The following is a 13,799-nucleotide window of genomic DNA, read 5'->3' on the forward strand; positions in this document are numbered from 1 at the left end:
AAAAAACGAATTATAGCACAATAGTAGTAGCGACTTGAAAGATTAAGGGAAAACCCTATATAATTTCGTGGCCCACTGTTGTATCTTTGAAAGAATAAACAGAATTCTAGATACAAGTTTGTGGAAAGACGTAATGCGTTAAAAACAATGGCTGTAGCGGTTGGCGGACTAATCAGCCTGCCCGCCTGGGCATCTGGCTGGACCGCCGAAACAGTTCGCTCCGCCGATCCGTTTCTCTCCCCTGGTCAAGATACGCTGCTCGCCGACATCGCCGAAACGATCATTCCGGCCACCGATACACCAGGCGCTAAGGCTCTGAACGTTCACCAGTTCATTCAGAAAATGGTCGCGGATTGCTACGACGCGAAGGCGCAGGATGCGCTTCGGAACGGCCTGACTACCACCGATGAACTGGCCAGAAAAACGTTCGGTAAGCCCTTTGCCGAAGGCGACGTAACGCAGCGTACGGCGCTTCTGACTCAACTTGCCCAATCAACCGATTCGGCGCAGAAAGATTTTTACGGACTGGTGAAAGGGCTGACCATTCGGGGCTACATGAGCTCGGAGTACGTAATGACCAATCTGACGCACTACCAATTTATGCCCGGCCATTACTACGGCTGTGTACCTGTTCCTTCCAAGGCGATTTCCCAAACAAAATAGACGTCGTTCATTGACATTTGCCGTTAGTCGTCATGAATCGTTTACAACGAATGACTGTCTAATGACCAATGGCTAAGTAATGATTACTTCCGATTATGGCATACCTGAATATAGACGCCCAGGCCCAGAATACCTACGACGCCATTGTGATCGGCTCGGGGATCAGTGGCGGCTGGGCCGCAAAAGAATTAACTGGTAAAGGTCTGCGGACGCTCGTGCTGGAGCGCGGCCGCGACGTTCGGCACGTAACGGATTACCCAACCACGATGATGCAGCCGTGGGAGTTTGAACACCGGAACCAGTTACGCCGGGAAGTGCGCGAGGCTAACCCCATCATCAGCAAGTGCTATGCGTTTTACGAAGGTACCGAGCAGTTCTTCGTAAAAGACGCTGAACACCCCTACGTTCAGGAAAAACCGTTCGACTGGATTCGGGGCTACCAGGTAGGGGGGAAGTCGCTGATGTGGGCCCGGCAGACGCAGCGCTGGAGCGACTTCGATTTCGAAGGTCCCGCCCGTGATGGCTTCTCCGTCGACTGGCCGATCCGGTACGCCGATATTGCGCCCTGGTACAGCTACGTGGAACGATTCGCCGGGATCACCGGCAACAAAGATGGGCTGGCTACCCTGCCCGACGGCGAGTTCCTGCCCCCCCATGAGTGGAACTGTGTGGAAAAGCATTTTCAGAAAGCGGTATCCGATCGCTACAAAGACCGCTATGTGATCATGGGTCGGGCCGCTCACATTACAAAGCCGCAACCCATTCATACCCAGCAAGGCCGCGCCCAGTGCCAGCACCGCACCATCTGCGAACGCGGTTGCCCATTCGGTGGCTACTTCAGCAGTAACTCATCAACGATTCCCTGGGCGGCCAAAACGGGTAAGATGACCCTGCGCCCGAACTCGGTCGTTCATTCGATTATTTACGACGAAACCAAAGGCCGAGCAACCGGGGTACGGATTGTCGACAGCGAAACGAAGCAGATGAAGGAGTTCTACGCTCGCATCATCTTCCTGAACGCGGCCGCATTGAACTCAAATCTGGTCTTGTTGAACTCTACCTCAAACCGGTTCCCGAACGGTCTCGGCAACGACAGTGGGGTGCTGGGTAAATACGTAGCGTTCCATAATTATCGGGCTGGTATCTCGGCGCAATACGACGGGAATCTGGACTCAACCACCGATGGACGTCGCCCCAACAGCCCATACATCCCCCGATTCCGGAATGTGTTCAAACAGGAAACGGACTTCTTGCGGGGCTATGCCGCTGGTTTCTCGGCCGGTCGTCAATCGCGCTCCAATCAGGATGGCATCGGAGCTGATCTGAAAAATAGTCTGTTAAACCCTACGCTGGGCGGCTGGCACGTTGGCTCGCACATGATGGGCGAAACCATCCCGAAAGAAACCAACTACCTAGTCCTGGATCAGTCGCTGAAAGATCCGTTCGGCATTCCGCAGTTGAAAATATCCATTGAGTACGACGACAACGACGACAAGATGGTGAAGGACTATCAGGAGCAGATGACCGAAATGTTCACGGCGGCTGGCTTTACCAACATCCGGGTGCGTGACGACAAACGGAACCCCGGCCTGGATATTCACGAGATGGGCGGTGCCCGGATGGGTAAAGATCCTAAAACCTCCGTGCTGAACAAGTGGAATCAGCTGCACGCGGTGAAGAACGTGTTTGTGACGGATGGAGCCTGCATGACCTCGACGTCTACGCAGAACCCCTCGCTGACGTACATGGCCCTGACGGCCCGCGCGGCTGACTACGCGGTGAAGGGTATTAAGAAAGGATTGGTTTAAACCTTAATGTATCCAATTGATACAAGGTCGCCTGCCTATGTGGGTGACCTTGTTTTTTTATACTTACTTTGTGTAGCAAGAATTCAAATCGCACGTGCTTTATTAGGTGACGTCGATTAAACCCGCTTACTAATCTCATGAATAACTCCAGAAAAATGACCCGCCAGGATTTCCTAAAAATCAGTGCCTTAGCTACGTCGGCTGCTTTACTGCCTTCGGTCAATGCGTTTGCCGCTTCGTCCAAAAAGGTTGGCTTACAGCTGTATACCCTACGCGAAGCAATGGGTAAAGATCCCGACGGAACCCTGAAAAAAGTAGCTGATATTGGCTACAAAGAAGTGGAGTCGTTTGGCTATGCCGACGGTAAGTTCTTCGGTAAGTCGCCGAAAGACTATGCGGCTTTGTTAAAAGATCTTGGGTTGTCGTCGCCCAGTGGTCACTACACAACCGGTAACGTAGTGGTAACCGGAAAAGGAACGCTGAAGAACGACTGGAAACGCGCCGTTGACGATGCAGCCTCGATCGGTCAGAAATACATGGTTTGTGCGTACCTTTTCCCGCAGGAACGTACCAAGCTCGATGATTACAAGCAGTTTGCTGATTTATTCAACAAATCGGCCGAGGTGTGTAAATCGGCCGGAATCCAGTTCGTGTACCACAACCACGATTTCGAGTTTAAGGAAGTCGACGGTCAAATTCCGTACGATGTCTTATTGAAAGGTACTGATCCGAAGCTCGTTCAATTGGAACTGGATTTGTACTGGGCAATCATCGCGGGTCAGGATCCCGTGGCCTTGTTCAAGAAACACCCCGGCCGGTTCCCGCTCTGGCACATCAAAGACATCGCTAAAACGCCCGAACGCGAATTTGCCGAAGTAGGCACCGGCTCGGTTGACTTCCAGCGGATTTTCGACGCTAAAAAAACGGCGGGTATGACCCATTACTTCGTGGAGCAGGACGTTTGTAAACGCCCACCTCTGGAAGCGATCGCCATCAGCTACAAGAACGTAGAGAAACTAAAGGTATAAAGTTGGATTTCTATTTAACAAAGCCGCCACTCGTCAGTAATGAGTGGCGGCTTTGTGACGTTTGCCGGTTCGTACGGCCGCGGCCGACCGTTCAGGCGGCCCTGCGTAAAATCCGTCACTTAACTTAAGAAGGTCAAACGCTTTCAATAAGTGCGGTATTACGAAAAGAGCGTTTTACGAGATTAGTCTTGTTACTTTTCTAGCTGTTACTTCGCTTTTTTGTCCCGGGGGACCGTGTCCAGTAAAAGGTAGCAGGTCCAGTCCTGCTTTACAATCACTTTTTAAACTCGTTTTGAAACGAAAGCGACAATTGCCGCTTTCGTTTCAACAAGGTTGTTTTACTTGTAGGCGTAATTAGTTAATCCTCCGTCTACGAGAAGTTCTGTGCCAGTGATAAAGCCGGCATCGTCCGAAGATAAAAACAATACGGCTTTCGCTATCTCGTCTGGTTGACCTAATCTTTGTAGTGCTGTAGATGAGGCAAAATGCTTCAAAACTTCCTCTGGCACAGATAATAGCAGTTCCGTGCCAATCGGGCCAGGGCTAATCACATTGACCCTGATCTTCCTTCCGGCGAGTTCGTTTGCGGCAACCTTTGCAATTTTGTTTATAGCCGCTTTTGTAGCCGAATAAACGCTGGTATTTAAACCAGCGGTTGTTGCTGAAGCTGAGGAAGTAAATACCACCGATGAACCATCTGCCAGATAAGGCAGTAGTTTCTGCAACGTAAAGAAATGGCCTTTAACATTGGTGTTGAACTGAGCATCGAAGTCTGCTTCAGTAGTCTGATCAAATGGGGAAATGCCAGCAATCGCCGAGTTTAAAAGTAAGACATTGATAGTTGCCTTACTTTCCTTGACAGCATTTCCTAAAGTGGTGATACCTGCCAGACTTGAGGTGTCGGCGACAATGGTTTTTAATTTGGGACTATTGATCTTTGCAGCAGCCTTATTCAGATTTTCTTCACCTCTACCGGTTATCCAAACATTTGCTCCTGCATTGATGAACGCTTGGGCGGTGGCGAAACCAATACCGGTAGTTCCACCACAAATTAGTACATTCTTTTCTGTAAAACTCATTTTGAAGATTTTAATTATTTACCAGTGCAAAGCTAGGTTGCTTTTATTACTGTTAGTAAGTTTGTAATTAAAAGTAACAGTAACATCGGTGTAACAAAGTAACATCTCATGAATGCAACAGATAATTCTCAAGACAAACGCAGGCAAATTATGAAGTCAGTTCAGGACGCTATGGATGTGCTGAACGGGAAATGGAAAGTCGCAATTATCTCATCACTCTGCTGTTTTAATCAAAGACGGTTTACAGATATTTTAAATGATGTTACTGGCATCTCCACCAGGATGTTGAGCAAAGAATTAAAGGAATTGGAAATAAACCAGCTGATCACACGAACAATTCTCGATACGTCACCTATTACTGTACAATATGAGCTCACAGCACATGGTAAAACCCTGCAACCTATTATTAAGGATTTGGCGAGTTGGGGAGTGACCCATCGAAAGCAAATAGTGGGGCGTTAGTGGCCAATTGCTTGCTGGTCTTCACCTAGGTTGGCAACAGAAACCTTCACATAGCACCTACAGTAAATTTCTGGTAACCGTTCGTTAACCAAAAAAGGTTGAGCAAACCTAAACTTCCCTAATCTGCTGAATTTAAGTGTTCCGGCGGCTAGGTAACAGATCACTAAACCTGCCCTCCTAAAATGGATTGTTTATTTTAGCCAGCACGTCCTGAAGCCACCGATACGACGAAACCTTATTCAACTGCGGTGTCCGCCTGGACAGGTGCCAAGCAGGGAATACAGCATCGCCGGGGCGGCCCCGCCGAAGCGATCCTAATTGCCCAGTACGGCGAGAAGGAAACCCCATCGCTTTGGCAGCCGGGACCCGAGCACCTTTGGCAGATCGGCCAGGAGATGACGCTTGCGGATCAGCTGATCAAGCAGCGAACGGCACTGCGCAATCAGCAGCAAGCCTTTGAACAACTGCCTTTCCAGAGCTTCCTGGGCAATGAGTCCCTCCAAAAAGTGATCAACCTGCTCGAGAAAGAGATTGATGCCCTGGAGAAACGGATGTAGCAGCAGGTAAAGAACTATGACAAGGACCTTTTTGCCAACCTGCAATCCATTCCAGGGATTGGTCCGTCCACTTTGTTGATTTTGCTATGAAGGCATCTATTGGGTTGATGCTAATCGGTTGGATAAGTTGGAATTGTGCCGGCAATCCAAGGTCTCTCGAAAAAGAGACCAAGCTTTCCCCACCACCTGCTAAAGCGACCCAAGCGTTTACCGGGTTAGCCGACTTTCCCACCATTCGGGATACGGCTGCCTTTATTCGGCAGCTAAGACAAACATTTCAGTTGTCCGTCCATGGAGTCGAAAGCCCCGCTCAGGCTGGAAAGCAACGAATCACGCGCTTTCAAAAACTGAAGCTGTTCGGCTCTCCAGAGGACTTCTACCTGATTGAGTATGATTGGGTCGCCGGCTCGATGGGCAGATCGAGGATTTACAAGCGCAGTTAGCCGCCAAGCAGGTGACCCTAGTAGGGCCCATCCAGCAAACCCCCTTCGGTAAAACGCTCACGGCTAAAGACCCCGACGGCTACAACATCACCTTTCTAGAAACGATTGAACCCCGATGAGCGAGTTGACCAGATACTGGATCGTCGTGGCCGCCAAAGACCATGTTAAACGGGCCCTTAAAGAGGGGATCGCCCAAAGCTGCCACGGTAAGGCATCGCCCTTGAAGCAAATGCATAAAGATGATTTAATTATCTTCTATTCAGGAAAGCAGACAGTGGTAGGGTCCCAGGTGTGCCAGCAATTTACGGGTATAGGCAGAGTGATGGATGAGGAAATCGTTCAGGTCCAGGTGTCCCCCGACTTCTGTCCGGCAAGACGGACCATTGCCGTTTTGCCCAGTGAGGATGTGTCAATCAAACCCTTACTTGCCGAGCTGAATTGCATTCCCGACAAGAAAAACTGGGGATATCCGTTCCGGCATGGGCTGCTCGAGATTGACCAGCATGACTTTGCTTTAATTTCTTCCCAGATGCTTTCTAAAGGCGATGGTGCAACGAATTGAGTTTCAGTTTAACAATCCCCAAGATAGCCCGGGCTACCTGTTGGGCCAACTGACCATGCTTTGGCAACGGAAGCAAAAGCAGGTATTGGATCCCTTGGACCTGACCCATACCCAGTTCGTACTGCTTTGTGCCCTAGCGTGGCTATCCAGAGACAGTGACCAAGTGACCCAGGTCGATATCGCTCATCAAGGAAATGCCGACACGATGATGGTGTCAAAGGTACTCAGGACGCTGGAAGCCAAGCAGTTCATCACGCGCCATGAGCACCCAACCGATACCCGAGCGAAGACGATTCGACTGACCCCAGAAGGAGAAGCCGTTCTACAAAAAGCGATCATCAGTGTAGAAACGGCTGATTCAGCGTTTTTTCACCAACTAGGCCCCCAACTGAGCGCCTTCAATTCATCGGTGGTGGCGCTTATCGACGCCAATGCTACCGATCGTTAGAATAGACAGTAGACCTTACCGCTGCTGGGTTGTCTGCTGATTCAGTAGCCTTACACCCCTCACAAACCAACTTTGTTCCTATGATGACCACAATTGATAACGCCCAACGGTACTGTACGCTGATTAATGTATTTACCGTCGAACCCCAAAAGCAGATGGCTCTGTTTGAGGTTTTGAAGGAAGCCACTCAGCAGGTAATGAGTAAACTTCCAGGCTACATTTCAGCGAATCTACATGTGGGTGATGATGGGCGTACGGTAACCAACTATGCGCAATGGGCCACTGTGGAAGATTATCAGAATGCCCTCAAGGATGAACTTGCCTTAACGCACATCAAACAGGCCGCAGCGATGGCCATCGAGTTCAGACCCGTTACTTACACCCAGATTTGGTCGGATCGGCTCAACGACTAATCAGCGGACGTATACAAAGCCAGGTTATAGTACACTAGTGCGTATAGCCTGACTTTGTTATTTTATGTACGTCCAGGCAAGTCTTATTGATCTCCCAGAACGCCCGTACTAAGAAGCGGATAAATGAACGGCCCCTGTGTCTCAGGGAGGAGGGTATTTTGAGATTATTCAGCACATAGTTAGGAATAATGGACTGACGCTACTTGGATAACTAAGGCTTTATTTGCCCATTAGCTGCTGCCAATCGTATTGACCTTTCGAGGCAAGATTCCGGTTCGCCAGTTCAGCGAGCATCGCCTTTAGTTTCGCCCCCGCTAACCACTGACCATTGACGAAGACACCTGAAATCTTTCGGGTATTCATGATGGTCTCCAGCGGATTGGCCTCCAGTAAAACCAGGTCAGCCAATTTCCCCACCTCTATAGTGCCCACTTCGCTGTCCATCCCCAGCCAAGTCGCCGGTAGCCGAGTAGCGGAAGCTAACACGTCTTCCGGTGTCAACCCAGCTTGGGCCAATAGCTCTAATTCATCATGCAATGAAAACCCCCATACCACCCCGGAAACGCCAGCGTCCGTTCCGGCAACGATTGGCACACCCATTGCCTGGAAGGCTCGCACTAATTGAAAATGAAACTTGACCAGCTTACCCAAATAAGCGGCTCGTTCCGGGCTAGCATTCTTGTTGTAATTATTAGCTGTTACCCATTTGCTTTGTAGCAGCGGATGCACGTACTGAAGCGTAGGCAGGGCAATTAAACTATCCAGCGAACGGACCTGCTCAGCGATACGAACCATGGCGATTAAGGTAGGCGAAAACCAGGTGCCGTTTTGCTTGGCCAGCCTGGCAAATCGCTCAGCCTCCTGCGCACTAAAATCCTTGGCGTGCTTTGAAAATTCTTCGGCATGGGCTACCATGTCAAAGTGGGGAACAAAGGCTTGGTCGAGTTTTCCTTGAAAGGCATTGGGTATATGGCCGACGGTCTTTAAGCCCAGTTTGTTGGCTTCATCGATGATGGCGAGAAACGTTTCGATGCTCAGTTGAGAGTAGAGTTTGATCAATTCGTAGCCCTCATTTTTGGCATCTTGAACGGCTTGACGCCCCTCTTCTGCCGTATTCGCCCTTCGGCCAGGTCCCACACCCCCATTAATCAGCGCAGCCATGGCCATACGGGGGCCTGTCACATAGCCTTTCTGAATTTCCTTTCGTTGACAAAAGGCTTCTATGTTGGCATTTAGGTTAACGATTGTCGTTACGCCATTAGTAACAAAGGGCGTCATCAGGTCCTGGGTATTGAAGGTAAAGCTAGGGGGCTGGGTGGGCCTACCGGGATGCAACGAAAAATCGGTTGGTGGGTGCACGTGTATATCGATGAGTCCGGGTATCAACCATTTGCCCGTTCCATTAATGATCTGAGCATGTTTAGGAATGGCCCCGTTTATCGATTCAATGTGCCCATTGTTGATGACGATTGTAGCTTGGTAGACCACTTTATTGGGTGAAGTCATCGCAATGATATTCACGTCTTTAATGATGAAGACTTTTCGGGAGATGGTCTGAGCGACAGTCTTGAATGGGGATAAAACCAGCAGAAAGCAGGCAAAAAGTGGTTTCATATCACGTCAATGATTAAACAAGCTGGCGATTGGACAAAGTCAGTTATACAGGCCTCTTATCTATTGAGCCTAGCTAGTGCCTGTCTAGTTATTGACACCCAATCAGGGGAAACTGTTTGATTGGTAAACGAAAGAATGTTGATACAGAAAGTGTCGTTACGGCAATGTCTCCCGAAGCGCCCATTTTATGAAGCAACCGTTATTTTATTTCCTGCCAAGCTAAGTAACGATAAACCGTCGCTCGGCTTAGGTGAAATAACTGACCAATCTCTAAAATCGTATGAGTTTTAAGAGCGTACATTGTCTTTACGGCTCGGGCCTTTACTTGGGCTTCGGCAGAGAGTCCCTTCGGGCGGCCGCCTATTCGGCCTCTAGCCCGCGCTGCGGCCAAACCAGCTAAGGTACGCTCGCGGATTAAATCCCGTTCAAATTCAGCTAGTGAAGCAAACAGATTAAATACTAAACGACCCTGTGCCGTAGTAGTATCAATAGCGTCATTTAGGCTACGGAAACCAATTTCTCTAGCTTGAAAGTCATTGATCAGCGTGAAGAGTTCTTTGAGCGATCTGCCCAAACGGTCGAGCTTCCAAACGAAGATCGTGTCACCTTCCCGAACAATCTCTAGTAGCTTCTGCAGCTGTGGGCGTGCTTTAACCGATGACACTTTTTCCTGAAAGATTTTGTGACAACCTGCTTTTTTGAGGTCATCTAATTGAAGAGCTAAGTTTTGATCTTGTGTGGAAACGCGGGCATAGCCAACTAACATAGTATTATCTCAATAAAGGGCGAGTGCTTCTGAATTAACGGCAGCTGTCCATGGGCTGCAATAGAGAACTAGTATGGACAGGCTTGACTAACAATTTACGGACTTGTCCTTGTTCCAGGAAAATGCAGCTAAGAGTCTGTCAGTTGCGTTGACTCAAAAAATGTCTTTTTTTACCCTTTTCAGAAGTGTGTAAACAATCACTCTACCCTGAGCAGAAGCCTCTTAGAAACAAAATCGGTAATGGTTAAAGGCTATACGCTTATATTGAACAGGACGGAGCTGTTTTAGATACGCATGAATCGATCTCAATTTGTTTGCCGTTTATAAATGGACTTTTGGGTTGACTAGGCACGCCAAAGCCGATGATCCAAAGGCTGAATCTCTTGACTGATTACTCTAATTTGATCGAACAATGGATGGGCAGGATGTAACAACACATTGTAGGACAGGGGGACCAGCACCGATGGAATGGCTACTCCAAGTCGATCTGGGTCTGCTAACCAGTCTTTGAGCCATTCCTGAGTACGCTCATAAGTTTGTTCCTGCCAGTATTCTGGCAGTTCATCTCGACTAATGTAACGAATATCATCTGGAACCTCCACCGAAAATACCCAGTAAGTGGGTAAGTCTTCATAACGGACCGAGGGCGCATGAGCTAAGGTTTCGACCAGACCCAGTTCAGGGGTTGAGGTGACATAAAGTACACCGACCCCTTTGGGGTTCCAGCGCCCCCCAAACAAGCGGCTTCCTTCTGTAGAAAGCGGTGTATGCCGATACTTATCCCGAATGATACGGTACAGAAGACTCATCAGAAAAAGCTAGGCGGGTAACCCATAATCTAACCGGCCTAATACATCATCCGCCAGCCCAAAGCCGGTTACCGTATCCAGTAATTGAAGTGGGGATTGATTGGCTAATTCCCGTATGGGGGTTCGTAACCAATGCAAGACGGTGGTTTTTCGTCCTTCGAAGGTATCTAGCGCATGTACCAACAGGTTCTTGAGGAGCAGAAGCCGTTCCGAAGCATCCACACGTACACGTTGCTCAGCTTTCAGCCGATGTAGATTACGTGGGGTCATATTGAGGGCATAGGCCATTTCCCGATCAGTAAGTCCGACTAAAGCCGCGACCTCATCGACTTGCGCACGTAGCATGCCCTGTCGTGATGAGTCAATCACGCCAAACGGTGAGGATCGAGTCAGGCTTGAGACTTGTTGAGTTGAAGTAGCCATATACTAAGAGAACTATGTCACAAACATAAGTGAAACATGTCACCTTAGCAAGTTGTTCAGCTTGCCACTTATATTTTCCCGACAAGGGAAATGGGTTCCGTCCATGCTATTTTGTTATATAGCTTTAAGTTAACAGTACGCTTCTAATTTAGAGAACAATGCCTGTCTCAGTTAGGAGCTTTTAATGAGATTGGTCTGGAGATTGTTAGTGGGCTCTACATTTCCACGCCTTACCCACCGTTACTTGTCTCATACTTGATAGGTTTTGTCTCAAACCAGATAGAACCATAATTTCTTTTCTTTTATTTTTGAAACCATCGTTCCCTTTGGTTCTGATTTACTTCCTCTTCAATTAACCCAATCCCTCAGCTAGTGACTAAATTTTACCTGCCTTTAGCTCTACTACTTAGCTTGCACCTGGCTACCCATGCCCAGAACAAGCCCAACCCCCAAGATCAATTGATACGCCGGGGACTCGAACTTCAACTCAAAAACCAGCCTCCTTATCTGGCTCCTCCAGGTGATTCGCTGTCCCACCAGACGGCGGGATACGCCAAAATCATGTGTTCAGCCGTCTTCATCACCGGACTCAAACCCGAGTTTGCCGCCGAGAATGTTGGCTATTTCACCAGTCCCTACGAAGCCCGCGCCCTGGTAAGCAAGCCGGTGGTGGACTACCAGCGAAAATCCGTCTCAATCACCCTGCCAAACGGTGTCGTGCGCACAGCCATCTATACGGGTGATCAGGGATGCGTCTGTCTAGCTGAAGGCAAAAAAACGCTTTCTTTCAATCCCGTCAAGGTAAGCCGTAATCTCCCCGATCCAGCTAAAACCCCCTGGCCTATGGGTGATGTGCTACCCTCCACGCCCCTGCCAGCCGAACTGGATACGGCTAAAGTAGCTCAGGCTTTGAAGGCCGTTTTTGAAGATCCTCAAGCCCAGACAGCCGCCTTTGTGGTCACCTACAAAGGACGCATCATTGCTGAAGGCTACGGGGAGGGCATCACTAAAGATACGCCCCTGGAAAGCTGGTCGACGGGCAAAAGTTTGAGTGCTACCTTGATGGGCGTTCTGATACAACGAGGGATCTATACGCTTGATCAGCCAGCTCCCATTCCCCAATGGCAAGCCAAAGGCGATCCCCGACAACAGATCCGTATCCGGAATCTGCTGAACATGTCGAGTGGCTTACGGTGTCGGGCGCCCCAAGATCCGGATTATAACCCCTCCCTAGGCTATCCCGACCATCTATATCTGTATACTGGTGGGGTCAATTCATTCGAGTATGCGGCTAGTTTGCCTCAGCAGTGGGCGCCCAATACGGTGGGTCGCTATCGCAATAGTGATGTGGTGTTGATCAACTACCTCAACCGTCTAGGCATCGAGCGGTTGAAACAGCCTTACCACAGCTTTCCGCAACGGGCCTTATTTGACAAGATTGGGGTACGCACCATGGTACTGGAAACCGACCCTTATGGCAATTTTCTCACGCAGGGCTACGAACTTTCCTCGGCCCGTGACTGGGCACGGATTGGCAATCTGTACCTGCAGGACGGGGTCTGGAATGGCGAGCGGCTGCTGGCGGAAGGGTTTGTGAAGTTTGTCAGTACGCTGGCTCCGGCCTGGGTCGCCGATGGACGCTCCATGTATGGTGGTTTTTTTGCGATTTATGGGGAGGCTCTACCTTTCATGCCCAAAGGAACGTATTACATGAGCGGAGCGGGTGGTCAATACATCCATATCCTTCCTACTCATGAGTTGGTCGTAGTTCGGCTGGGTCACTACAAAGGGGAACGTTTTTTAGGCCGGGGCATGAAAAAAGCTTTTACCCTACTGATGGAAGCGGTTCCCGTCCAGCGACAGTAGCTGGTATTATTATCCCTTAAGAGACAGGGCGTTTGGGAATCAGGAAAAGGAGACGGGCCTAAGTCGCTAGCAAATTTTAGGTTCTTAAAACGCCCCATTTTTAAAGCAGACACATGAGCGCCCCTTCGTCTCACATGGGAGCGTATTTTGAGAGTAAAATAAAAGTCGCTTGATTTGTAACAGGGTAGTGACTTTCATCTTTTACTACCCAAAGTATGAAAGTCACTACCCTGTTATATCTGTTATTTAACGGCAAGTAATTCAAGCTGTTCTATCACAGGGGGCATACTCAGTAGAGTATCAGCATTAGCCAGCAACGCTTTCGCAATTTCACCGCTCAGGTGGGCTTGTCGACCCTCTTCGCTGGCAAAGGTGTCGAAAATACCAAACGTATTCTCATTGATCTTGAAGGCATACCAACGAAGGGTACCCTGTTCCTGTTGAGCTAGGGCCAGGGCTTCTTTCAGAAAGTTCTCGACCGTAGCTTCTTGGCCAGGTTTTGCTTGAACACGGGCCAGTAATGAAAGTTTTTCCATGATAAAATGAGTCTAAAAGTTTGTAATAGGTATGATATTTGACAAACGTACGACTTTGGTTATACTTTTTAAGATTAATTTAAGACACGTGATAGTGAGAATAGATTGTGCCACTTAAAACGCCCGTTTTTTTATGACAACCTGTCAATGCGGACAATAATGTTCACAGAAGATGGCTACTATCTCAAATTGCTGTCTCATTAATCAATGTCTCACTTTTATGTGGCGTCCTAAAATAAGTTTACAGTTTCGAAGTGAATTTATTAGTTCATGCTTATAGTCCTACTATCTGTTTACAGTATCTCAACTAAAAATCAGTTGG

General features: G+C 48.8%; 16 protein-coding genes. 10 read left to right on the forward strand and 6 right to left on the reverse strand.

The window, feature by feature from the left end; genetic code table 11:
• Window positions 1–147 precede the first annotated feature (147 nt).
• The 3 genes from ACYVIY_RS27840 to ACYVIY_RS27850 all read left to right on the forward strand — a co-directional run bounded on the left by ACYVIY_RS27840 (window position 148) and on the right by ACYVIY_RS27850 (window position 3,499).
• Window positions 148–663, forward strand: coding sequence for a gluconate 2-dehydrogenase subunit 3 family protein (locus tag ACYVIY_RS27840; protein WP_460979940.1), 516 nt, complete (start codon window positions 148–150; stop codon window positions 661–663).
• 95 nt (window positions 664–758) lie between these two features.
• Window positions 759–2,471, forward strand: a complete 1,713-nt coding sequence (locus tag ACYVIY_RS27845) for a GMC oxidoreductase (RefSeq protein WP_460979922.1) — start codon at window positions 759–761, stop codon at window positions 2,469–2,471.
• A gap of 137 nt (window positions 2,472–2,608) precedes the next feature.
• Window positions 2,609–3,499 (forward strand): sugar phosphate isomerase/epimerase family protein, encoded by an 891-nt coding sequence (locus ACYVIY_RS27850; protein ID WP_460979923.1) that lies wholly within the window; start codon window positions 2,609–2,611, stop codon window positions 3,497–3,499.
• Window positions 3,500–3,837: 338 nt separating this feature from the next.
• Here ACYVIY_RS27850 and ACYVIY_RS27855 read toward each other — a convergent pair whose 3' ends face one another.
• Window positions 3,838–4,578, reverse strand: coding sequence for an SDR family oxidoreductase (locus tag ACYVIY_RS27855; protein ID WP_460979924.1), 741 nt, complete (start codon window positions 4,576–4,578; stop codon window positions 3,838–3,840).
• A 108-nt stretch (window positions 4,579–4,686) separates the two neighbouring features.
• Between ACYVIY_RS27855 and ACYVIY_RS27860 the strand changes: the two genes are divergently transcribed.
• The 6 genes from ACYVIY_RS27860 (at window position 4,687) to ACYVIY_RS27885 (ending at window position 7,463) form a co-directional block, all read left to right on the forward strand.
• A complete protein-coding gene (locus ACYVIY_RS27860; protein WP_460979925.1) occupies window positions 4,687–5,040 on the forward strand; it encodes a winged helix-turn-helix transcriptional regulator in 354 nt (117 codons plus the stop codon).
• Window positions 5,041–5,288: 248 nt separating this feature from the next.
• Complete coding sequence (locus ACYVIY_RS27865) at window positions 5,289–5,597, forward strand: hypothetical protein (protein ID WP_460979926.1); 309 nt, start codon at window positions 5,289–5,291, stop codon at window positions 5,595–5,597.
• A 394-nt stretch (window positions 5,598–5,991) separates the two neighbouring features.
• On the forward strand, window positions 5,992–6,159 hold the full coding sequence (locus ACYVIY_RS27870; RefSeq protein ID WP_460979927.1) for a VOC family protein: 168 nt from the start codon (window positions 5,992–5,994) through the stop codon (window positions 6,157–6,159).
• Complete coding sequence (locus ACYVIY_RS27875) at window positions 6,156–6,602, forward strand: EVE domain-containing protein (protein WP_460979928.1); 447 nt, start codon at window positions 6,156–6,158, stop codon at window positions 6,600–6,602. Before ACYVIY_RS27870 ends, ACYVIY_RS27875 begins: the two co-directional genes overlap by 4 nt.
• Window positions 6,586–7,050 (forward strand): MarR family winged helix-turn-helix transcriptional regulator, encoded by a 465-nt coding sequence (locus ACYVIY_RS27880; protein ID WP_460979929.1) that lies wholly within the window; start codon window positions 6,586–6,588, stop codon window positions 7,048–7,050. Before ACYVIY_RS27875 ends, ACYVIY_RS27880 begins: the two co-directional genes overlap by 17 nt.
• Window positions 7,051–7,130: 80 nt before the next feature.
• Complete coding sequence (locus ACYVIY_RS27885) at window positions 7,131–7,463, forward strand: antibiotic biosynthesis monooxygenase family protein (RefSeq protein WP_460979931.1); 333 nt, start codon at window positions 7,131–7,133, stop codon at window positions 7,461–7,463.
• 219 nt (window positions 7,464–7,682) lie between these two features.
• Here ACYVIY_RS27885 and ACYVIY_RS27890 read toward each other — a convergent pair whose 3' ends face one another.
• From ACYVIY_RS27890 to ACYVIY_RS27905, 4 genes are all read right to left on the reverse strand, one after another.
• Entirely contained in the window at window positions 7,683–9,077 is a 1,395-nt protein-coding gene (locus tag ACYVIY_RS27890) for an amidohydrolase family protein (RefSeq protein WP_460979933.1), read from the reverse strand.
• A 199-nt stretch (window positions 9,078–9,276) separates the two neighbouring features.
• Window positions 9,277–9,843: a recombinase family protein gene (locus ACYVIY_RS27895; RefSeq protein ID WP_460979934.1), complete on the reverse strand. Its 567-nt coding sequence runs from the start codon at window positions 9,841–9,843 to the stop codon at window positions 9,277–9,279.
• Between the two features lie 344 nt (window positions 9,844–10,187).
• The gene (locus ACYVIY_RS27900) at window positions 10,188–10,652 is read right to left on the reverse strand and encodes an RES family NAD+ phosphorylase (protein ID WP_460979935.1); all 465 of its coding nucleotides are present in this window, start codon (window positions 10,650–10,652) and stop codon (window positions 10,188–10,190) included.
• A 9-nt stretch (window positions 10,653–10,661) separates the two neighbouring features.
• On the reverse strand, window positions 10,662–11,075 hold the full coding sequence (locus tag ACYVIY_RS27905; protein ID WP_460979936.1) for an antitoxin Xre/MbcA/ParS toxin-binding domain-containing protein: 414 nt from the start codon (window positions 11,073–11,075) through the stop codon (window positions 10,662–10,664).
• A 372-nt stretch (window positions 11,076–11,447) separates the two neighbouring features.
• On the opposite strand from ACYVIY_RS27905, the gene ACYVIY_RS27910 reads away from it, so the two are divergent.
• Entirely contained in the window at window positions 11,448–12,941 is a 1,494-nt protein-coding gene (locus ACYVIY_RS27910) for a serine hydrolase domain-containing protein (protein ID WP_460979937.1), read from the forward strand.
• 242 nt (window positions 12,942–13,183) lie between these two features.
• On the opposite strand, the gene ACYVIY_RS27915 is transcribed toward ACYVIY_RS27910, so the two are convergent.
• Window positions 13,184–13,477, reverse strand: a complete 294-nt coding sequence (locus ACYVIY_RS27915) for a putative quinol monooxygenase (RefSeq protein ID WP_460979938.1) — start codon at window positions 13,475–13,477, stop codon at window positions 13,184–13,186.
• Window positions 13,478–13,799: the final 322 nt, after the last annotated feature.

The sequence above is a fragment of the Spirosoma knui genome, assembly GCF_054780635.1.